Here is a 20,710-nt window from a genome sequence, read left to right as displayed (position 1 = left end):
CTCATCCCGCCTTGCCGGCGCCAGCGCCTTTCCGGGCCTTGGCGAACGCGCGGTCGCTCTCGAGGAACGCGGCGAGCATTGCCGGCACGAGCTCGGCGACCGGCTCGCCGCGACCATAGGCCTGCTCGTACAGGGCGGCATATTCGGCGAGCGCGGCGGCAAGCTCGGGCGCGACGCTGATCGTCATCCTGACCGGCGTGCGATCCGGCAGCTTGGGAAGCTTCAAGTCAACCATGGCCGTCTCCCCACGGCCGCAGCACGATGTCCTTGTGCACCACCACGCGTAGCGGCCAGCCGGGACGCACCTTGAGCGTGGGCTGGATGTCGAGGCTGCGCCCGACGAGCTGGTCTCCCGCGCGCGCGCCGCTGCGCTGCGCGGACTCGCGGATCGCCTCGACCAGGTCGCTCTCGCCGGTGAAGCTCAATTCGGTGCCGACGCCGAGCAGCGTCGACAGGGCTACGCCCTTCAGCAGCTGCCAGGTGTGGCGATCGACCCGGTCGCCGAGCCCGGCATAGCCCGCCGTGTCGGTCGCGGGCACATTGTCGATCTGGATGGAGGCGCCGTCGGGCAGGATGATCCGCTGCCAGACGACCAGCGCCCGGCTCTGCCCGAACGCGACCATGCTGTCGTAGCGGCCGATCAGCCGCGAGCCCTGTGGGATCAGCACGGTCCGTCCGGTCACGCTGTCGTGGACATTCTCCGTCACCTGCGCGGTCACCAGGCCCGGCAGGTCGGAATTGAGGCCGGTGATCAGGCTCGCGGCGATGATGCTGCCGGCGTGCAGCGTCCAGGGCGAGACCGGAGCCGCCAGGCGGTGCGGATTGATGTCGTCTTCGTTGTTGGCGCGGCCGACCAGCGCGTTCTTGTGCTGCTGGCCATTGGGATCGCGCTCCGGGTCAGGGGTAGTTTGGGTCGCCCGCGCGGCCGGGCCTTCGCTTGCTCCGGCCGGCGGACCGGCAGGTGCGGCTTCTGTTCTCGTCCCGGCCAGCTGCAGCATTACGCCGGATTCGCGCGCCGCCTTCCGCTCGGCGGCGATGCGCTGGCGCTCGGCTTCCGCTTGCTGCGCCGCCCGAGCTGCCGCGTCGGCGGCGGGATCGGTGGGCATTGGCGCTCCGATCTCGCGCTGATGGTTGAGGATCGGCCGCCCCAGATCGCCCGGCAGCGGCGGCCCGAGCTGCGGCACGGCACCATAAGTGGCTGGCGCACCGGCGAGCGCATCGGGCGGCGCCTTCGCGGCGACCGGCTTATCGTCACCGGGGGCGACAAGGCTCAGGCTCGGCGGCTTCAGCGCCAGCCAGGCGATGCCGGCGATTGCGGTCGAGCCGCTCGCGGCGATCGCGATGATCGCGCCGCGGCGGAAGCGCGCTACCCTGCCCGGCGCGGCACGCAGGACCAGCGTCTCCGGATCGGCCTTGGGCGACGTCGCAGCACCGGACGGGGCGGACGTGTCGGTCACGACGCCCTCCCCGCCCGGCCCCGCGCCCGCCGCTCGGGAGCACGTTCGATGCGGACGATCTTCTGGCGCTTGCCGCCGAGCCGCAGCTCCGCGGCGGTGAACAGGCGGTCGACCACATAGTAGCGACCGGCAACGCGGTAGTTGACGAGCTGGGCCCCGCCGTCCTCTCCGACGACGAACAGGGGCGGCGCTTCGCCGACCGCGATCGAGGCTGCGAACTCGATATAGGTCTGCCGTCCGTCATCGAAGGCGCGGAGCGGCCGCCATGCGGGCCGGTCCCCCGAGACGGCATAGTTGAAGTTGAGGTTTTCGATCGCGAGGCCGGTTGCGATCGGCGCCCTCGCCTCGATCGCCTCGCGCTGGCGCTTCACCGCGATCAGCTCATCCTGCGGGTAGGTCCAGGAGATCGCCACCATCGCCGCCACCGGCGTGCTCTCCAGCTGGAGATGATAGGCGCGCCGGTCGGTGGTGATGATGAGATTGGTGCGCAAGCCTGCCGAAAAGGGCTTCACGAGGATATGCGTGCGCCGTGCCTCACCGCTGCCGCTCGTCGTGTCGCCGACCGTCCAGCGCACGGTATCGCCGGCAGCGACCGAAATCAGCGCCTCGCCCGGCTGCAGGGCGATGTCGGTCACCCGCTCGGGCGCAGCATAGAGGCGGTAGAGAGCGCCCTCGCTGTATGGATAGACCTGGACCGCATTGACGTAGCCGGTGCTCGAGGGCTCGCGCACCGCCGCCCGGTTCGCGGCAAGGACGCGGGTGGTCGGCGCCGCGGATGCTTCGGTCTGGGCGGCAGCGGGCGTGGCGAGCGCGGCCAGGCTCGCCGACAGGATGGTGGCACGGATCATGGCATGTTCCTTTCGGGTGTCCGCGAAGCCCTGGGCTCCGCAAGGTTCGGGTCGAGCGGAGAGCCGAGCGGCAGATTGGCCGGCGGCGCGGCCATCGGGGATGGCGTCGGCGCAGCAGCCGAGGGCGCGCGATCGGCCGGGGCTTCGAGCTCGCGGCTCCAGTCGATCGCCTCGACATACAGCCCGAGCGGGTTCTTCCTCAGCAGCTCGGCCGAACGTGGCGGCTGGACCCTGACCGTCAGCATCGCTGTCCAGCGCGACGTGTCCGTGAGGCTCCCGCGCTCGTACCGGCTCTCGGTCCATTTGACCTGGAAGCTCTTGTCCGAGGCACGGACGACGCTGGTGACCTGCACCGACACGGTATGGCGCCCGACTTCGGCGAACGGGTTCTCGGCCCGGGCATATTCGCCAAGGAACAGCGCGGCCCGCTCGGTCGCGAAGTCATAGGCCGACAGCCAGTTCTCGCGCATCAGCACCGGATCGAGCGAGCGCGAGCGGATGTTCGATATGAAGCGCCCCAGATGCCACGCGATCTGCGGGTCGGTCGGCCGATAGTCGGTGGCGGCCGGCGCGACACTGCGCGCCTCGCCGAGGCGGTCGACCTCGACGACATAGGGCACGACGCGGCTCTGCATGGACTGCCACACCAGAGCCGCCGACAGACCAGTGGTCAGAAACAGCCCGCCGAACGCCATCAGTCGCCAGTTCCGGGCCTGGACGCGGGCGGAGCCGATCCGCTCGTCCCACAATTGCCCCGCGCGCTGATACGGCGTTTCAGGCTCGGGCGTTCGCCCATAGCGCTGCACGGCGCGTCTGAATTGCATCGTTCAGTCCTTTTCCTTGATGTCGGGGGTGGCGGAGCCGCCGCCGCGGTCGCCGCTCTGAACGGCATGGATCGCCATCTGGCGGTGATGCCGCGCGTTCTGCGAAGCCTGGAGCTGGCGCGCCCAGGCCGGCGCGGCGTCAGAGCTTGCGGCGTTCGTCGGAGCGCCCTTCGTAGAGGAACCGCTGTTCCCGGCGGCCCAGGCAGCGTTGCGTCCACGCTCGGCCGCCGCGCCGATGTCGAAGGCGTTGCGAATCCCTTGGCTGGCGGCACCCTTCGTAGCCGTTGCCATCCCGCCGATGCCGGCCCAAACGCTGCCGGAGCCTGAGGTCTCCTGCCCGAGCTTGTACGCAGTCGACGCCGCGCTACCCATCGAGGTGCCCGCGCGGATCGCGCCGAGGCCGGCGCCGGCAAGCCCGCGCGCCGCCCCGGCCGCGCCGGCACCCGCCATTGCCAGGCCGCCGCCCGCGAGCGCGGCCGTCGCGACCGCCGATCCGGCGCCCAGCTGCGGCGCGCCGGCGACCAGGCCCGAAGCGACGGACGGGCCGAAGATCGCAAGTCCGAAGATCGCGAGGCTTGCGAGCATCAGCGAGACCGCCTGCTCGATCGACACCTCGCCGGCGGTGATCGCGCTGGTGAAGTCGGCGAAATAGTTGGACCCAATGCCGACGATGACGGCGAGCACCATGACCTTGATGCCCGAGCTGATGACGCTGCCGAGCACGCGTTCGGCGAGGAAGGAGGTGCGGTTCCACAGCGCGAACGGCACCAGCACGAAGCCGGCAAGGCTGGTCAGCTTGAACTCGAGGATGGTGACGAAGAGCTGGATCGCGAGGATGAAGAAAGCGAGGATCACGATGATCCAGGCGATCACCAGCACCGCGATCTCGATGAAGTTCTCGAAGAAGCCGATCGGCCCGACCAGCTCCTTCGCTTGTTCGAGCAGCGGCCATGCCGCCTCGAACCCGGTGCCGGCGAGGCGGCCGGGCCGCAGCAGGTCCTGCGCCGTGATCGCGCTGCCGCCTGCGGTCAGGCCCAGCCCGGCGAACGACCGGAAGATGACGTCGGACAGGGTCGAGAAGCTGTTGAGGATCAGCGCGAACACGCCGACATAGAGGATCTTCTTGAGAAAACGCCCGATCACGTCGTCCTCACCGCCGAGCGCCCAGAACAGGCCGGCAAGCGTGATGTCGATGCCGATCAGGATGGTGGTCAGGAACGCGACGTCGCCGCCCAGCAGGCCGAAGCCGCTGTCGATATAGGCGATGAACGCCTGCATGAACTGGTCGATGACGTTGAGATCGTCCACGTGTCGGTTCCTCGGGAGAAGGTGTCGCGGGAGCTGGGGCGCAGGGGGCGAGCGCCCGACGGCCCCCGCGACGGAGCGGCCCGACCGGGGAGCTGGGCCGGACCGCCCTGGCTCATTGCCGCGGCGTGTAGGCTTTGCCGTCGCCGAGGAAGCGGCGCGTCGATTCCCGCGCCTCGCGCTCGATCTGCCCGCGCCGCGCCTGCTCGATCGACTCCGCCCGGAACTGCGCCGCCATCATGTTCTGGATCTGGAGCTGCTGCTTGGTCGCGAGCGCGAGGAGCTGGTTGGTCGCCTGGGCCGCTTGCAGGCTGCCTTCGGCGCCCTGGCTGCGCGCGACGATCTCGGCGAGCGCGGCCGTGTCGCTGCGCACATTGTCGACGATGCCGTTCTGGATGCCCATGGTCTGCCGGAACGCCGACATGGCGGTGTCGAGCTGGTCACGGGCGCGGGCGACGCGCTGGTCGCGGCGCAGCGCCTGGTCGAAGTCCTGCGGGTAGAGCTGGCGGAAGCGCGCATCGAGCTGGTCGATGCGGAAGTCGATCCCCTGCGCCTGCCCCATCAGCCGGTCGATGTCCGACAGGCGCTGCTGAAGCTCGCGGAGCTGCGGGAAATCGATCCGGCTCAGATTCCTGCCCTGGTTGAGGAGCATCTGGGCTTCGTTCTGGAGGCTCTGGATCTGGTTGTTGATCTGCTGGAGCGTCCGCGCCGCGGTGAGCAGGTTCTGCGAGTAGTTCGACGGATCGAACACGCTGATCTGGGCGGATGCCGGCGCGTCGCTGAGCATGCCGGGGCCGAGCGCGCCGACCGCGGCGGCGCCGAGCAGGCGAGCAATCACATGGTTCCTCATTTCACTTCTCCTTCGGGGGCTTGGGGGCTGGGGTAATCGGCGAGCAGCGGCGCGGCCCAGGCGAGGCCGGCCAGCGCCAGGAAGCGCGCGGCGAAATCCCGCGGGCCGTGCTCGGCAAGGATCGCGTCGATGGCTTTCTGGCTCTCGGGGTCGGAGGCGCCGCACAAGGCGAGCGCGATCGGGCCCAGCCCCAGCTCGAACAGCCGGTTGCCGCGCGCGGATTGCAGGTAATAATGGCGTTTGGGCGTGGCGCGGCTGACCAGCTCGATCTGCCGCGCGTTGAGGCCGAAGCGGACATAGGCCGCTTGGGCTTGCGGCTCGATCGCGCGGTCGTTGGGCAGCAATATCCGCTGCGGGCAGCTCTCGATGATCGCCGGCGCGATTGTGCTGTCGGCGATGTCGGCGAGCGACTGGGTGGCGAACACCACGGCGACGTTGCGCTTGCGCAGGACCTTGAGCCATTCGCGGATGCGCGCGGCGAACAGCGGGTGGTCGAGGAACACCCAGGCTTCGTCGAGGATCAGCAGCGTCGGCCGGCCGGTGAACCGCTCCTCGAGCCGGTGGAACAGATAGGTGAGCACCGGCGCGACGACGCCCACCTGCCCCATCAGCGCCTCGGTCTCGAAGCACTGGACGTCGGCGATGGCGAGGTCGTCCTCGGCAGCGTCGAGCAGGCGGCCGAACGGTCCTTCGAGCGTATAGGGCGCCAGCGCCGCGCGGAGCGGCGCCGACTGGAGCAGCAGCGACAGGCCGGTGAGCGTCCGCTCCTCGACCGGCGCGGTGGCGAGGCTGGTTAGGGCCGACCAGACCGCCTCCTTGACATCCGGCGTGACCAGCACCTTCTCGTGCGCTAGCAATGCCCCGATCCATTCAGCCGCCCAGGCGCGCTCGTCGGCCTGGACGATGTTTCGAAGCGGCTGGAACGCGATGGCGCCTCCAACACCCTCACCCTCGCCGCCGAGCCCGAGCGCATGATGCGCGCCGCCCATCGCCAGCACCGCGGCTCTCGCGGAAAAGCCCTTGTCGAAGACATAGACCTGGGCGTGGCGGTAGCGGCGAAACTGGAGCGCCAGCAAAGCGAGCAGGACCGACTTGCCGGCGCCGGTCGGCCCGACGATCAGCATATGGCCGACGTCGCCGACATGGGTCGACAGCCGGAACGGCGTCGAGCCGCTGGTCTGCGCATGGAGCAGCGGCGGTCCGCCCAGATGCGCATTGTGCCCCGGCCCCGCCCACACCGATGATAGCGGCATCAGGTGCGCGAGGTTCAGCGTGTGTACGAGGGGCTGGCGGACATTGGCGTACGCGTGGCCCGGCAGGCTCGACAGCCAAGCCTCGACCGCGTTCACGGTCTCGCGGATGCATGTGAAGCCAAGGCCGTTGACGATCCGCTCGACCGCGCGGACCTTCTCCTCCACCCGCCCCCGATCCGCATCGGCGACGGTGATGGTCGTGGTCAGATAGCCGAACGCGACATGGTCGGCGCCGAGCGCCTGGAGCGCGAGATCGGCATCGGCGACCTTGTTGTCGGCGTCGTTGTCGAGCAGCTGGACCGGCTGGTTGTAGAGAACCTCGCGCAGCAGCGCGGTGACCGACTTGCGCTTGTTGAACCATTGCCGGCGCAGCCGGGTCAGCGCTTTGGTGGCATCGGTCTTGTCGAGCGCGATGAAGCGCGTGACCCAGCGATAGGCGAAATCCTCATGGTTGAGCGCGTCGAGGATCCCGGGGCGGCTGAGGTTCGGGAAGCCGAGGATGGTCAGCGTGCGCAGGTGCTCGCCGCCCAGAATCGGCTCGAGGCCGCCGGTCAGGGTCACGTCGACAAGCAGCCCATCCAGATACATCGGCGTTTCGGGAACAGCGACGTGCTGGCGGCGCGTGGAGATGGCGCCATGCAGGAAGGTCAGCGTCTCTTCATCGTCGAGCGAGCGGACCTCGGGCATGAAGCCCGCGAGCAGGTCCAGCGCGCGGTCGGTCTCGGCAATGAAGCCCTGGAGCGCCTGCCGCCAATCACGACCACTGACGTCGTCGCTGCGCTCGACCAGCGTCCGGCCGGCGCTGTCGGCCTGGTCGGCAGGCGGCAGGAAGGTCAGCGTCAGATAATAGCGGCTCTCGAAATGGGCTCCAGCGCTCTCGAACGCGGCACGCCGTTCCGCGTCGACCAGCCACGACGCGGCATCCGGAAAGCTGCTGTCGGGATAGCCCAGCGCCTCGTGACGCTCCGCCTCGAAATGCAGCGCCCAGCCCGAGCCGAAGCGCTTGAGCACATTGTTCGCGCGCGCGCAGGCCGCGACAAGCTCGGCCTGGGTCGCGGATTCGAGGTCGGGGCCCCGAAAAGCGAGCGTGCGCTGAAAGCTGCCGTCCTTGTTGAGGACGACGCCGGGCGCGACCAGAGCCGCCCAGGGAAGATAATCCGCGAGCCGGTCCGCGCGGCTGCGATATTCGCGCAGGTTCAGCATGCGAGATGTCCCCGCTGCCGCAGGTGCCGCGTGAGGACGGCTGCGAAGTCGGGATCGCGCTTCGCCGCGAACACGGCGAACGCGTGCCCGACCGCCCACAGCACCAGCCCGGCGATCCATTGCTGGAGCCCGAGGCCAAGCGCCGCCGCGACGGTGCCGTTGACGATCGCCACCGCGCGCGGCGCCCCGCCAAGCAGGATCGGCTCGGCGAGCGCGCGGTGCATGGGCGCCTCGAAGCCCTCGATGTGCGAGCCGGCGCCAGTCATGCGATCAGCGCTCCGCCGCCGAAGCTGAAGAAGCTCAAAAAGAAGCTCGACGCGGCAAAGGCGATCGACAGACCGAAGACGATCTGGATCAACCGCCGGAAGCCACCTGCCGTCTCGCCGAACGCCAGTGTCAGGCCGGTGACGATGATGATGATCACCGCGACGATCTTGGCGACCGGCCCCTGCACCGATTCCAGCACCTGCTGAAGCGGTTCTTCCCACGGCATGCCGGAGCCAGCTGCCTGCGCGGTGGCGGCAAGGGCCAAGCCAAGGCCAATGGCAGCGCCGACGAAAAAGACAGATCGCCGGTCTGGAACGAGAGGCAAGCGCATGGTCATTCTCCTTCGAAATTGCTGCCGGGATTGAGGTCGAGGACGGTGTAGTTCCCGTCCGGATCGAGGCCGGCGACGCGCGCAATCGCCTCCACCCGGCGCGCGAGGCCGCGACCCGAAATGAACACGATCATGTCGATCGCCTCGGCGATCAGGCGCCGCGGCACGGTGACCACGGCTTCCTGGACGAGCTGCTCGAGCCGGTAGAGCGCGGCGACCGCCGAATTGGCATGGACCGTGGCGATCCCGCCGGGATGGCCGGTGTTCCACGCCTTGAGCATGTCGAGCGCCTCGCGCCCGCGCACCTCGCCGACGACGATCCGGTCGGGACGCAGGCGCAGCGTCGAGCGCACCAGGTCGGCCATGGTGACGCTGTCCGCGCGGGTGCGCAGCGCGACCACGTCGCGCGCGGCGCATTGCAGCTCGCGCGTGTCCTCGATGAGGATCACCCGCTCGTCGAGATGCGCCATCTCCGCGAGCAGCGCGTTGGCGAGCGTCGTCTTGCCCGAGCTGGTGCCGCCGGCGACCAGGATGTTCCTGCGCTCGACCACGGCGAGACTGAGCAGCCGGGCGGTCTCGGCCGGCATGATGCCGTCGTTCACATAGTCGAGCAGCGTGTAGATCCTGGCCGCAGGCTTTCGGATCGAGAAGCACGGCGCCTGGGCGACCGGCGGCAGCACGCCCTCGAACCGCTCCCCGGCCCCGTCCCCATGCGGCGGCAGCTCGGCCGAGACGATCGGCGCGTTGGCGTGGACCTCGGTCCGCGCGTGGCTGGCGACCAGGCGAATGATCCGCTCGACCTGAGCCGGATCATAGCGCGTGCCGGTGTCGATCCGTCCCTCGCCGAGCCGGTCGAGGCGCAGCACGCCGTCCGGATTGACCATGATCTCGATCACACGGGCGTCGGCGAGCGCGGCCGCAATGGTCGGCCCCATCGCCGTGCGCAGCATCGCCCGGCGACGCTCGGCGGAGAGCGTGTCGCTCATCGCGCGCCTCCATCGGTCTTCGAGGGTCCCAGGGTGCGCTGGCCGCTGGCGAGCGCCTCGCCGACGCGCGCCACAAAGGCATTGAAGCGGTCGCGGCCGACCGCGCGGGCCGCGTCGTCCGCCTCGGCGAGCGGCGCCTGCACCATCAGCTCGTAGCGCACGAACAGGGCAAGGCTTTCGAGCAGGACGTGTCCGTCGCGCTCGATCCGCCCCAGAGCCATCGACATGCGATCGAGCCGCTGGCTGAAGCGGTTCTCGAGCTCGCTGGCGGCTTGACGGTTGAGCCAGGCAGTGAGCGCATCGGTCAGGATCGACGACTTGGACGCGCCGGGCTTGGCCGCGAGCGATTCCAGGCGATGGCTGAGCTCCTCGGGCAGGAAGAGCTGATAGCGGATACGCTTCGGCTTCATCGCGGCCACCTTCAGAAGCTCGGCAGCGCGTCGTGGTCGCGCGACTGGTTGATGGCGTGAGCGCGGACAACCGCGTTGGCGGGGCGGGCGCTGTCCATCGCGCGCTTGTCGCTGGCCGGATCCACATCATCCTTCTCGAAGCCGAGCAGGTCGAGCTGCCGGGGCGCCACGGGCTTCTTCGCCGGCTCCTCGCCGAGGCCCGGATGGCGCTGCTGCTGAAGGCCGCCCTGATCGTCCGGCTTCGCCTCGTCACCGGCTGCGCCGAGTCGGGTATCGGTCTGGCGAACCAGGCCACTCCAGTCGTCCGCACGCGGTGCGGGCCGATCGGCGTAGCCGTCATGATCAAGCGCCGGAGGCGGCGCCACCCGGCCGCGGAAGTTGCGGTCCTCATAGTAGCGCAGCTTCCTGGCGCGGATCGGCGCGAGCCCCGAGATCAGCACCAGTTCGTCCGTAGGCGGAAGCTGCATCACCTCGCCCTGCGTCAGCAGCGGACGGGCGGTCTCCTGCCGGCTGACCATGACATGGGCGAGCCATGGCGCGAGTCGGTGCCCGGCATAGTTGCGCATGGCGCGCTGCTCGGTGGCGACGCCGAGCGCGTCGGAGATCCGTCGCGCGGTCCGCTCGTCGTTGGTCGCGAACGCGACGCGGACATGGCAATTGTCGAGGATCGAGTTGTGCTCGCCATAGGCCTTCTCGATCTGGTTGAGGCTCTGGGCGATCAGGAAGGCGCGCACGCCATAGCCGGCCATGAAGGCAAGGCTCGTCTCGAAGAAATCGAGGCGACCCAGCGCCGGGAACTCGTCCAGCATCATCAGCAATTTGTGCTTGCGGCCGCCCTCGCCGGCGCCTTCGAGCCTCTCGGTCAACCGGCGGCCGATCTGGTTGAGGATCAGCCGCACGAGCGGCTTGGTGCGGCTGATGTCTGAGGGCGGGATGACGAGGTAGAGCGAGACGGGATGCTCCGCCTCGACCAGATCCGCGATCCGCCAGTCGCAGCGGGAGGTGACCTCCGCGACAGTCGGATCGCGATACAGGCCGAGGAATGACATGGCCGTGCTGAGCACGCCCGAGCGCTCGTTCTCGCTCTTGTTCAGCACCTCGCGCGCGGCGGAGGCGACGACGGGATGGACCTTCGGCGCGTCCTTGGTCCCGAGATGATTGGTTTCCATCATCCGCCTGAGCGTGGCGGTGAACGACCGCTGCGGATCGGAGAGGAAGGTCGCGACGCGCGCGAGCGTCTTCTCCTCCTCGGCATAGAGAATGTGGAGGATCGCGCCGACCAGCAGCGAGTGGCTGGTCTTTTCCCAGTGGTTGCGCCGCTCGAGCGCCCCTTCCGGGTCGACCAGGATGTCGGCGATGTTCTGAACGTCGCGGACCTCGTGCTCGCCGCGACGCACCTCGAGCAGCGGATTGTACTGGGCCGAACGGATGTCGGTGGGGTTGAACAGCAGCGCATGGCTGAAGCGCGCGCGCCAGCCTGCGGTCAGCTGCCAGTTCTCGCCCTTGATGTCGTGAACGACGACGCTGCCGGTCCAGCTGAGCAAGGTCGGCACCACGAGACCGACGCCCTTGCCCGACCGGGTCGGCGCGAAGGCCATGACATGCTCGGGGCCGTCGTGTCGGAGATAGCGGCCGCGCAGCCGGCCGAGGAACACGCCCGCGTCCCTGAACAGGCCGGCGCGCTCGATCTCCGTAGAACTCGCCCAACGCGCCGAGCCATAGGTGGTGACGAACCGCGACTGCCGCGCGCGCCACAGCGAGCCGGCGATTGCGGCCGCGCAGCCGAGAAAGCCGCTCGCCCCGGCCAGCGTTCCCGCCCGGTCGAATACCTCCGGCGCATAGGCCTCGTAATGATACCACCAGGGGAAGATCGCCCAGGGCTCGTAGACCGGAGTCCCGAGCAGCGCGAACCACGCCCGACCGAGCTGCGGCTGATAGCCGAGCATGGCGGCGCACCATTGGGTCGCCGCCCAGACGCCGGCGATCACGATCGCGAAGACAATGAGGATCTGGCCGACCAGAAGCCTGGTAGGGGTCATCATGGCTGCTCCGGGAAGGACGGTTCGTCCTGACCCGGAAAGAGTCGCACCGATGGAGCCTCAGGGGTTAGCGTCGTTCTGCCGCATCCCGCCGCGTCCTGCCGCACGCGGCATTACCGGCCCCGGCTAGTCAGGCGCGTTTCCGCTACATCTCGAGCACGCGCTGCGCGAGTCGATGCTGCTCACGCAGCGCACGTCGCGCTCAACAACGCCGCTGCCGCGGATGCATTGCAGCGCTATCAGGCAGGGAAAAATGCTCGATGCGGGAGCGTCATGCGCGAGGCGATTTCTCCCGCGGCGCTATGACAGCCATCCCCGTTCGGTGGGGAGATGGCGATCCAGCTCCATCGCGTCGTGGAGGACGCGGCCGATCACCACCAGCCCGTCTGCTTCTATGCGAAAAAGCAGGAGATGGCGCGGGCGCCTTACGACGCCCGCCTCCGTGCGGGCGCGCTCGCGGCTGGCCCGCAAATGCCAGGTCCGCGCATTGGGGCCCAGCTCCTCGCGGTCCAGCGTCCCTGGTCGGGTGGGATCGCCTGCTATGTCGCGGATAGCCGTCGCGATCAGCCGCTCGTAGCGAAGCCGCGCGGCCTCGCCGAAGTGCGCCTCCGTATGGGCAAGAATGCCGATGATGTCGGCCTGGGCCGAGGCCGTTACCCGATACCGCGCCATCAGTTGGCGGCGCGAACGCGATCCGCTGCCTGCCGGCCCAATGCGCCGATGAAATTGTCGAGATCCTCATCTGCGACATCGACAAAACGCCCGGCCTCCACATCGTCCCAGCCGGTCTGGGCCGCCCTCTTCAAGGCTTCCAGTCGGGCCGCGTCCTCAGCGGCGCGGTGTTCGACCAGTCGTAGCCCTTCGCGCACGACCTCGCTGGCGTTCTGATAACGCCCGGATTTCACAAGCGCCTCGATGACTCGGGCTTGATGATCGGTCAGAACGACATTGCGGGTTGGCATCGCTTGGTCTCCGTAACGGAGAATATAGCGCCTATGGCATAATATGCCAACGGATCGGCATGGCACCACCGCCCCCCGATGCCCGGGCGCGAGACCTGCCGAACGTCCCGCAATTGGTAAGTGCCCTTCTCGCGCGGAAGGGAAATTCCCGTTCCAAGCAGCAGCTTTGCGCCTTCATGCCGCCCGTTCTACTGCACCCCAGGCCGATCCCGGAGCCGGTCGCTCGTTCGGTTGGCGTCGCAGTGACAGCTAGTCCGCTTTGTCCCGAGCCGTCGGGCATGGGCGAGGCAAGCGCTTCATTGCGTTCGTTCCCCACACCTGCAGACCGCCGCGCGCGCCCGTCATTCGCGGCTGTCATGCGGAACGGCTACACATGGCCGTTCGTCGACGAGGGTGGGTTGTACCTGCTAGCCCGAACACGCCAGCCGCAGTTCGAAGCCCGAGCCTCTATCCCTGGGTTGCAGGACAAAGGCGATGTCCGCGCTTCTCGCCAGTTCGGCGATGAGCGCCGTGCCGCCGCGCCGCGCCGCCGTTTCCTGACCGATTCCGACGCCATTATCGGCGATCTCGCAGCGGATCATGTCGCCGTCTCTCGCGAGTTCGATTTCGACAAGTCCGCCGGGAGCACGGAAAGCATGCCGCGCGGCATTGGTCAGCAATTCCGACACGATCAGCAGCAATGCCCAGCCCGGTCCGGGGTCGGCCCAGGCCTCGACGGTTCGCAATCGCACGAATGCGCCCTGACCGGCGAAGCGGGCCTCCGCGTAATAGTGGCATAGCTCGCAAAGGCGATCGCCAAGGTGGATCGGCGCTTCGCCCGGCGGTTGGAGCAAGCGCTGGATCGAAGCCAAGGCTTGCAGCCTGGCACCCACCAGTTCGAGATGGTCCTGCACCGCGGCGTAGGAAGCCAGCTTCGATGCATTGCAGACCTCGATACTGGCTATGGCAAAGTCATTCGCCGCGCGATGGATGAACTCCGCGAGGAGAAGATCGCTCGGGTGCTTTTCCGCCCACCGCTCAGGGCCAAGATCCTGTGATCGCGCAACTGCCACGGCGCCATACCTTCGCTGTCCGCGACATTCCTCGCCGCTTTCGGGACGATAGGCTCATGCATTCGATGGCGAGAGTTAAGCGGCGTGAAATCCGGCAAAGTCCCCGGTGCGCCCAGCGATTTACCGAAACTTACACGGAATGACGGGCGCCGCCGGCGGCGCAGGCGTAAACGCAATCCGTCGTTCCATTCGGCAATCCGAACCAGCGGAGGCATGCATGAGCAAGGGTAAAGTGGTGGTCCTTGGATCGAACGCGACCCGTATCGAGACGCAGGGCGGATATTGGGGCGCGACCGGCCAATATCTCAACGAGACCGTCGTGCCCGTGATGGCGCTGGTCGACGCAGGATATGAAGTCGTGCTTGCCACTCCGAACGGCCAGCAGCCGCATATCGACCCGGCCTCGGACAAGCCCGAGCATTTCGGCGGCGACGTCGAAGCCTATCGGCGCGCCAAGGCCTTCTATGCCGAGGATCCTTCGATGCAGCCGCGCACGCTGCGCTCGATTCTGGACGAGGGGCTCCAAAACTATATCGGTCTGCTTGTTCCCGGCGGCCAGGCGCCGATCGTCGACCTGATGCAGGACCAGGAGATTGGCGAGATTCTGCGCCATTTCCACGAGAAGGCGAAGCCGACCGCAATGCTGTGCCACGGCCCGATCGCGTCGGCCGCCGCGATGCCCTATGCCCGTGAATTCCGCGCCGCGCTGATCGCCGGCGACGCTGAAAAGGCCCGGGAATGGGCCAAAGGCTGGCAATATGCCGGCTACCGAATGACCGTCTTCTCGGCGACCGAGGAGAAGGTGATCGAGGACAACATCCTCCACGCCAAACTCTATTTCGACATGCCCTATGCGCTGGGCCTGGCGGGCGCGGAAGTGAGCACCACGGCCGTCGACTTCGAGCCCCATGTGGTCGAGGACCGCGAACTCATCACCGGGCAGAATCCGCGGTCGGATCATCCCATCGCCAAGGCGCTCGTCGCCGCCCTCGACCGCTACCGCGCCACCGCGCGCGCCGACCTGGAGACACTGTGATGAAACCCATCGCCCTGGGAGTGCTGCTCGCCATGACTCTTGCTTCCGCCTCTTCCGCCCAGACCCCGGGCGAAAAGCCCGTGTCGATCGTGCTGGTGCACGGTGCCTTTGTCGACGCGTCCGGCTGGAAGCCGGTCTATGACATCCTGACGCGCGACGGCTATGAGGTGCTCGTCGTCCAGAACCCGACCGTCACCCTGCAAGGCGATGTCGAGGCCACGCGCCAGGTGATCGCGCGGGCGACCAAGCCCGTCGTGCTGGTCGGCCATAGCTATGGCGGCGCGGTCATCACCGAGGCGGGAACCGATCCGAAGGTCCGCAGCCTGGTCTATCTCGCCGCCTTCGCGCCCGATGTGGGCGAGACAGTGTTCGAGCTGGCGACGCGCCCGACGCCGGGCGAGCCCGGGGCGCCGTTGCTGCCGCCGAGCGATGGGTTCCTCCTCGTCGATCCGGCCAAGTTCCCGGCGGCCTTCGCACCCGATGTCGATTCCGCTACCACGCGGTTCATGGCTGCGTCGCAGGTCCCTTGGGGGCTGGGCGCCGTCCAGGCCAAGATCGCCAAGGCGGCGTGGAAGGACAAGCCCGTCAGCTTCATGCTGACGACGCGGGATCACATGGTGCCGCCCAGCACGCAGCGCTTCCTCGCTACTCGGGCCAAGGCGAAGATTGTCGAGATCCAGAGCAGCCATGCGGTGATGCTCGCCCATCCGAGCGAAGTCGCCGAACTGATCGAAAGCGCGGCGGTCGAAGCCAGATAGCGATTGCAACGACAGGGAGGTTCCGATGAACCGGCTGGTCCTGGGCGCAGCGCCGGTGCTGATGGCACTGGCGCTCGCGTCACCCGCCCCCGCGGCGCGTCCGAGCGACGACGCCGTGGCTGGCCTTCCGGCCCCGGCTGTGATCCATTATCGCACCGAGACGATCGATGGCGTGAAGTTCTTCTATCGCGAAGCTGGTCCGGTGGACGGACCGGTGGTGCTGCTCCTTCACGGCTTCCCCAGCTCGTCGCACATGTTCCGCAACCTGATCCCGTTGCTGGTGGACAAATATCGCGTGATCGCTCCGGACTATCCCGGCTTCGGCCAGAGCGACGCGCCCGATCCCCGGCAATTCGCCTATTCCTTCGCGCATTTCGCCGAGATGGTGGATGCGCTCGTCCAGCGGCTCGGCGCCAAAAGCTATGCGATGTACGTGATGGATATCGGTGCCCCGGTGGGGTACCGCCTCGCGCTCAGGCATCCCGAGCGGGTGCGCGCGCTGATCGTCCAGAATGGCAATGCCTATGAAGAGGGGCTGGGTGCATTCTGGGATCCGCTCAAGGCCTATTGGGCCGAGGGCACGCCTGCGCGGCGCGCGGCGCTGGCCGGGCTCGTGACGCTGGAAACCACCAAGTTCCAATATACCGACGGGATGGGCGACGTGTCGCGGATCAGCCCGGACAATTGGGTGCACGACCAGGCGCTGCTCGATCGGCCGGGCAATCGGGAAATTCAGCTCGATCTGGCCTATGACTATCGCACCAACGTGCCGCTCTACCCGCGCTTCCAGGCCTTCTTTCGTGAGCATCGCCCGCCGGCGCTGATCGTCTGGGGCAGGAACGACAAGATCTTCCCGGTCGAAGCCGCGCGCCTCTATTTGCGCGACCTGCCCGACGCGGAATTCCATCTGCTGGATAGCGGTCACTTCGCGCTCGAGGACAGGCTGGCTGAAATGGGGCCGATGATCCGCGACTTTCTGGACCGGAAGGTATCGAAACGCTGATCGGCTGCTGGCTCCCTGCCTACGCGTTGCGCGCGAACAGGGGCAGACCCGCGTCGAAGTCGAACCGCGCTGCGGCGAGCGATCGATCGCCCGCATCCGGATCCCCGACGAACAGATAGCCCCGGCCGATGACGCATTTCACACGGGCGCCTGCGTCGCCGAGCGCCTTGCGCAGCAAGGCCACCTGCACACGGAGATTGGCTTCCTCGACGAAGGTCGACGGCCAGACATATTTGACGATTCCCGCCTTGCTGACGATCTCGCCCTGGGCGCGTAGCAACACGATCAGCAGATCGAACGCGCGGTCGCCGATTGCGATCGGCTGCCCCGCGCGTTCAAGGGTTCGGGCGCGTACATTGACCACGAATTCGCCGAACGCGAACCACGCGCCACCATCGTCGCGACGCGGTAGGCGGTGATGGGCTGATGGCAGCACGGTGACGGGCATCTCGCTCATGGCTGGCCTCCCTTGCGGTCACGCCGAGGCTCGCAAAGCCGGGAGCAAATCGACAGCCCGGAGCGAGGTTGGAGCCGGCCACCCTTTCGAGGTTCAGTCCTTGCGCGAAAGGAGGATCTTCGCCCGGCCGAAACGCATTGCGTCGATCGAAAAGGCCCCCGGTCCCAGTGCCGCCAATGCCAGCGCCTGGAGGATCTCAGCGCCCAGGCAAAGCAGCGGCGCATCGCCATGTCCCACGAGCAGCAGGAGGCCGAGCACCGCGCAGGCCAAAGCGATGAAGCGGGTCCAGAAGCCGAACAGGAGTCCCAGTACGCTCAGGCTCAGGAGGAAAAGGGCCCAGTGCGGGATGGTAGTCGCCAGCACCCATTTGACGACGTACAATGCGAGGGCGCAACGCAGGAGCAGCAGGCCGCCACCCGCAATTTCACCTGGGTGCACGGCGAAACTCTGCCTCATGCGACCGGGGTACAGCGGCCGTGCAGGGGCGGGTACCTCGAAATTGGTCAGCGTTCGGCAACCCTTTCGGGGGGTGTCTGGGCCGCCCGGCCGCTCCAGGTTGCGCGGGTGCGGTAAGGAGTTGAAGCGAAACGAAAAGGGGACTCGATGCGAAGGACGTCGCCGACCAGAGCTGTATTGCGGATGCTTCTGGTGGCCGGCCTCGCCGCCCTTGCCGCCGCTTTGCCCGCCCGGGCGCAGATACCCCGGCTGGGTTTCGACCAGTTCAAGCACACGCGCTGGACGATCGACGATGGCGCGCCGATCAGCATCGTCGCGATCGCGCAGACGCCGGATGGATATCTGTGGCTGGGCACCCTGAAGGGATTGTACCGGTTCGATGGCGTAACCTTCGAGTTCATCTCGCCGCCCGCCGGTTCGCGCATGGAGCGCAAGGCGGTGGGATCGCTATGGGTCACGCGGTCGGGCGAACTATGGGTAGGCTACGGCTTCGCAGGGATCGCAGCCTATCGCGGCGGAAGCCTGGTGGATCTCGGTGTGCCCAACCCTGCGTCGTCGAACTGGCCGATCGTCGAGACGCCCGACGGCGCGATCTGGGTGGCTTTCCGCGGCCGGTTTTCCGAGAAGCGGCTGACACGCCTGTTCAAGGGGCGCTGGGAATTGGTCGCCGAGCCGCTTGGCCTGCCGGCCGGTTCGATCTCGGCAATGGCCGCCGGACCCGACGGAGGACTCTGGATCAGCGTCACCCGCGACGAGGACAGTTCGCTAGTCTATCTGCCGCGCGGCGGCAGTCGCTTCTTGCCCGCCCCCTATCCGCAGACAGGCGCGCAGCAGGGCCTGGCAACCGATCGGATCGGGCGGCTCTGGTTGTCCGATCGATCGGGGGTGCGGGTGCTGCTCGACCGCAATGGCAAGCCGCCCGCGGCCAGGAACCTGCTTCCCGTTGTGCCGGAAGGTTCATTCAGGGGAATGTTGTTCGATCGGCATGGCGGAATATGGGGCACGACCGGGGAGCAGGGCCTTTATTACCTCTCGGTCGACGACCCGACACGGCGCAGCCCCGACGATCGGCTGTGGAGGTTCGGAAACAAGCAGGGCCTCACTTCGGATCTGGCCTATACCCAGTTCATCGATGCCGAGGGCAGCGTCTGGATCGGCACGGCCAGCGGGCTCGATCGCTTTCGTCCCGTCAATGCTTGGCCCGAACGCGCGATCCCCACCCAGGACGGGGTGATCATGGCCGGATCGACCGACGGATCGGTTTACGGCATGTCCAGCGAGGGCTTGTACCTGATCGCGCCCGGGCAGGTGCCGCGCCGAATCCGCGACGGCGAGTACACCATAATCTGCAAGGCACGGGATCGCGGCATCTGGGCGATCGAGGCCGATCGCGTTTACCGGTTCGTGGGCGACCGCGTGACGCAAAGCTTTGCGATGCCGCCGGGCGACGAACTCGCGGGTGTGTGCGCGGAGGGTCGCGACGGGCTCTTTATCCGGCTGATGTCGATGAAAATGATGCGCCATGACGCGCACGGCTGGCATGTCGTCACCGAAGCGGACGCAGCCAACCGATCCGATGAGCATTGGGATTTCTTCCCGACGCCCGAAGGGGACATCGCCTATTGGGCAAATGACAATCTGGTGCGCCTGCGCGGGGACCGGAAGCGGGTGACGTCGCTCCGTTCGGCCAAGGTTGCCCCCTTCGTGCGCATCTGGGTCGGACCCCGCGAAATCTATCTCGCCGGTGATGGCGGCCTCCTTCGAGTGCGCGGCGACGAGCTGCGCAGCATCAGCGCCGCACGCTTCCCCTGGGCGGGCGAAGTTTCGGGACTCGTGCAGACCTCGCACGGGCAATCCTGGCTGATGGGTGACAACACCATCTATATGGTGGCGACGGCGGATCTTGAGCGCGCGTTTGAGGACCCCCGAGCTCCACTTGCGCTGTGGCCATTTGATATTCAGGACGGCCCGATCGAAGGGTTGGGGCCACGCAACTCCGCTGGCGAAAAGGCAGTGCTCGGCGGCGACGGCCGCATCTGGTTCGAGACCTCGAAAGAGCCGATTTTGATCGATCCGGCCAAGCTGTTGCGGAACACCGTGCCTCCCGGGGTCGCCATCCGCTCGGTCACCGTCGGCGAACGCAGCTTTCGCGATCCCGCCGACCTCGTCCTGCCACCGGGGACCCGCTCGCTCGATATCGCCTATGCCGGCCTGAGCCTGGCCGTGCCGCAGCGCGTGCAGTTCCGCTATCGCCTCGAAGGGGTCGATGACGATTGGGTCGATCCGGGCACGCGGCGGCTCGCCTCCTATGCCAATCTCGGGCCTGGAAGCTATCGCTTCCAGGTCATCGCTTCGAACAATGACGGGGTCTGGAACCGGACGGGCGCGACCTTGCGCTTCGAGATCCAGCCGACCTTCTTCCAGTCGACTTGGTTCCTGCTCATCGAACTGCTGGGCGCAGGGCTTCTGCTGTGGATCCTTGTCTCGATCCGGATCCGCCACGTTTCGAACCGGCTGCGGGCCGCGCTCGAGGTTCGGCTCGCCGAACGCGAGCGCATCGCGCGCGAGCTGCACGACACATTGCTCCAGGGATTCCAGGGGCTGGTTCTGCGCTTTCAGTCGATGGTCAACCAGCTGTCCGAGGACGAGGCACAGAAACCGGCGCTGAATGCGGCGCTCGATCGTGCCGAGGATGTACTCGTCGAAGGCCGGCAGCGCGTGCAGGCGCTGCGATCTGCGACAAGCGATCTCACCGAAATGCTGATGGAGGCCGCAAACGACATGGCTGCCGTTTCTTCCGCCGCTTTCGAGCTCACCACCGAAGGTCGGGCGCGCCCGCTGCATCCAGTGGTGCGCGAGGAAGTGCAGCGCATCGGCGAGGAAGCCATCCGCAATGCCTTCAAGCATGCGCAGGCGAGCAGGGTCGAAGTCGTTCTGAGCTACCTGCCTGGCACGCTTCGCCTGAGGATCGATGACGATGGTGTGGGTCTGCCGCCCGAGGTGGCCGCGACGGGCGGGCGCGAGGGTCATTTCGGATTGGCCGGAATGCGCGAGCGGGCGAAGGGCGTCGGCGGATCGCTCGCCGTGGACAGCAGCCCCGGCCAAGGCACCCAGGTCGAACTGACGATCCCGGGCGACGCCGCCTATGCCGATGCGACGCGCGGCTGGCTCGCCGGGCTGCGATCTCGCTTTTTTCGGCGGAGCGGTTAGTCC

21 protein-coding genes are annotated in these 20,710 nt (G+C 67.6%); 4 read left to right on the top strand and 17 right to left on the bottom strand.

Annotation, left to right across the window (positions count from 1 at the left end):
• Position 1: 1 nt before the first annotated feature.
• The 15 genes from MT490_RS19745 to MT490_RS19675 form a co-directional block, all read right to left on the bottom strand.
• Positions 2-235 (bottom strand): DUF2274 domain-containing protein, encoded by a 234-nt coding sequence (locus MT490_RS19745; protein ID WP_297391465.1) that lies wholly within the window; start codon positions 233-235, stop codon positions 2-4.
• On the bottom strand, positions 228-1,457 hold the full coding sequence (locus tag MT490_RS19740; RefSeq protein WP_297391462.1) for a TrbI/VirB10 family protein: 1,230 nt from the start codon (positions 1,455-1,457) through the stop codon (positions 228-230). The genes MT490_RS19745 and MT490_RS19740 overlap by 8 nt, the downstream gene beginning before the upstream one ends.
• Positions 1,454-2,305: a P-type conjugative transfer protein TrbG gene (gene trbG / locus MT490_RS19735; protein ID WP_297391461.1), complete on the bottom strand. Its 852-nt coding sequence runs from the start codon at positions 2,303-2,305 to the stop codon at positions 1,454-1,456. The genes MT490_RS19740 and trbG overlap by 4 nt, the downstream gene beginning before the upstream one ends.
• A complete protein-coding gene (trbF, locus tag MT490_RS19730) occupies positions 2,302-3,129 on the bottom strand; it encodes a conjugal transfer protein TrbF (RefSeq protein ID WP_297391459.1) in 828 nt (275 codons plus the stop codon). The genes trbG and trbF overlap by 4 nt, the downstream gene beginning before the upstream one ends.
• A 3-nt stretch (positions 3,130-3,132) precedes the next feature.
• Positions 3,133-4,437, bottom strand: a complete 1,305-nt coding sequence (gene trbL, locus MT490_RS19725; RefSeq protein ID WP_297391457.1) for a P-type conjugative transfer protein TrbL — start codon at positions 4,435-4,437, stop codon at positions 3,133-3,135.
• A 112-nt stretch (positions 4,438-4,549) separates the two neighbouring features.
• Positions 4,550-5,284, bottom strand: a complete 735-nt coding sequence (trbJ, locus tag MT490_RS19720) for a P-type conjugative transfer protein TrbJ (RefSeq protein WP_297391455.1) — start codon at positions 5,282-5,284, stop codon at positions 4,550-4,552.
• Positions 5,281-7,740: a conjugal transfer protein TrbE gene (trbE, locus tag MT490_RS19715; protein ID WP_297391453.1), complete on the bottom strand. Its 2,460-nt coding sequence runs from the start codon at positions 7,738-7,740 to the stop codon at positions 5,281-5,283. The genes trbJ and trbE overlap by 4 nt, the downstream gene beginning before the upstream one ends.
• Positions 7,734-8,006, bottom strand: coding sequence for a VirB3 family type IV secretion system protein (locus MT490_RS19710; protein WP_297391451.1), 273 nt, complete (start codon positions 8,004-8,006; stop codon positions 7,734-7,736). The genes trbE and MT490_RS19710 overlap by 7 nt, the downstream gene beginning before the upstream one ends.
• Positions 8,003-8,338: a TrbC/VirB2 family protein gene (locus MT490_RS19705; RefSeq protein WP_297391449.1), complete on the bottom strand. Its 336-nt coding sequence runs from the start codon at positions 8,336-8,338 to the stop codon at positions 8,003-8,005. Before MT490_RS19705 ends, MT490_RS19710 begins: the two co-directional genes overlap by 4 nt.
• 2 nt (positions 8,339-8,340) lie before the next feature.
• Positions 8,341-9,324: a P-type conjugative transfer ATPase TrbB gene (gene trbB / locus MT490_RS19700; RefSeq protein ID WP_297391447.1), complete on the bottom strand. Its 984-nt coding sequence runs from the start codon at positions 9,322-9,324 to the stop codon at positions 8,341-8,343.
• The gene (locus tag MT490_RS19695) at positions 9,321-9,734 is read right to left on the bottom strand and encodes a CopG family transcriptional regulator (RefSeq protein ID WP_297391445.1); all 414 of its coding nucleotides are present in this window, start codon (positions 9,732-9,734) and stop codon (positions 9,321-9,323) included. The genes trbB and MT490_RS19695 overlap by 4 nt, the downstream gene beginning before the upstream one ends.
• Before the next feature lie 11 nt (positions 9,735-9,745).
• A complete protein-coding gene (locus MT490_RS19690) occupies positions 9,746-11,773 on the bottom strand; it encodes a conjugal transfer protein TraG (protein WP_297391502.1) in 2,028 nt (675 codons plus the stop codon).
• Positions 11,774-12,073: 300 nt separating this feature from the next.
• A complete protein-coding gene (locus tag MT490_RS19685) occupies positions 12,074-12,445 on the bottom strand; it encodes a type II toxin-antitoxin system RelE/ParE family toxin (protein WP_297391443.1) in 372 nt (123 codons plus the stop codon).
• Positions 12,445-12,735: a type II toxin-antitoxin system ParD family antitoxin gene (locus MT490_RS19680; RefSeq protein WP_297391441.1), complete on the bottom strand. Its 291-nt coding sequence runs from the start codon at positions 12,733-12,735 to the stop codon at positions 12,445-12,447. Before MT490_RS19680 ends, MT490_RS19685 begins: the two co-directional genes overlap by 1 nt.
• Before the next feature lie 407 nt (positions 12,736-13,142).
• A complete protein-coding gene (locus tag MT490_RS19675; RefSeq protein ID WP_297391439.1) occupies positions 13,143-13,787 on the bottom strand; it encodes a sensor histidine kinase in 645 nt (214 codons plus the stop codon).
• Between the two features lie 217 nt (positions 13,788-14,004).
• Between MT490_RS19675 and MT490_RS19670 the strand changes: the two genes are divergently transcribed.
• The 3 genes from MT490_RS19670 to MT490_RS19660 are packed head-to-tail and all read left to right on the top strand — an operon-like array spanning position 14,005 to position 16,584.
• Positions 14,005-14,823, top strand: coding sequence for a type 1 glutamine amidotransferase domain-containing protein (locus MT490_RS19670; RefSeq protein ID WP_297391437.1), 819 nt, complete (start codon positions 14,005-14,007; stop codon positions 14,821-14,823).
• The gene (locus tag MT490_RS19665) at positions 14,823-15,581 is read left to right on the top strand and encodes an alpha/beta hydrolase (protein ID WP_297391435.1); all 759 of its coding nucleotides are present in this window, start codon (positions 14,823-14,825) and stop codon (positions 15,579-15,581) included. Before MT490_RS19670 ends, MT490_RS19665 begins: the two co-directional genes overlap by 1 nt.
• Before the next feature lie 25 nt (positions 15,582-15,606).
• The gene (locus tag MT490_RS19660; RefSeq protein WP_297391433.1) at positions 15,607-16,584 is read left to right on the top strand and encodes an alpha/beta hydrolase; all 978 of its coding nucleotides are present in this window, start codon (positions 15,607-15,609) and stop codon (positions 16,582-16,584) included.
• 19 nt (positions 16,585-16,603) lie between these two features.
• On the opposite strand, the gene MT490_RS19655 is transcribed toward MT490_RS19660, so the two are convergent.
• Positions 16,604-17,041: a winged helix-turn-helix domain-containing protein gene (locus MT490_RS19655; protein WP_297391431.1), complete on the bottom strand. Its 438-nt coding sequence runs from the start codon at positions 17,039-17,041 to the stop codon at positions 16,604-16,606.
• Between the two features lie 93 nt (positions 17,042-17,134).
• On the bottom strand, positions 17,135-17,497 hold the full coding sequence (locus MT490_RS19650; protein ID WP_297391429.1) for a hypothetical protein: 363 nt from the start codon (positions 17,495-17,497) through the stop codon (positions 17,135-17,137).
• 183 nt (positions 17,498-17,680) lie between these two features.
• Here MT490_RS19650 and MT490_RS19645 point away from each other — a divergent pair, with 183 nt between their 5' ends.
• Positions 17,681-20,707 carry a sensor histidine kinase gene (locus MT490_RS19645; protein ID WP_297391428.1) on the top strand — a complete coding sequence of 1,009 codons (3,027 nt, stop codon included), beginning with the start codon at positions 17,681-17,683 and terminating at the stop codon, positions 20,705-20,707.
• The last annotated feature ends 3 nt before the right edge of the window (positions 20,708-20,710 follow it).

This window comes from Sphingomonas sp. (genome assembly GCF_026460985.1).
In the GTDB taxonomy this organism is placed as follows: Bacteria; Pseudomonadota; Alphaproteobacteria; order Sphingomonadales; family Sphingomonadaceae; genus Sphingomonas.
Note: the sequence above shows the minus strand (reverse complement) of the source record. Positions and strands in the feature narration are given on the sequence as shown.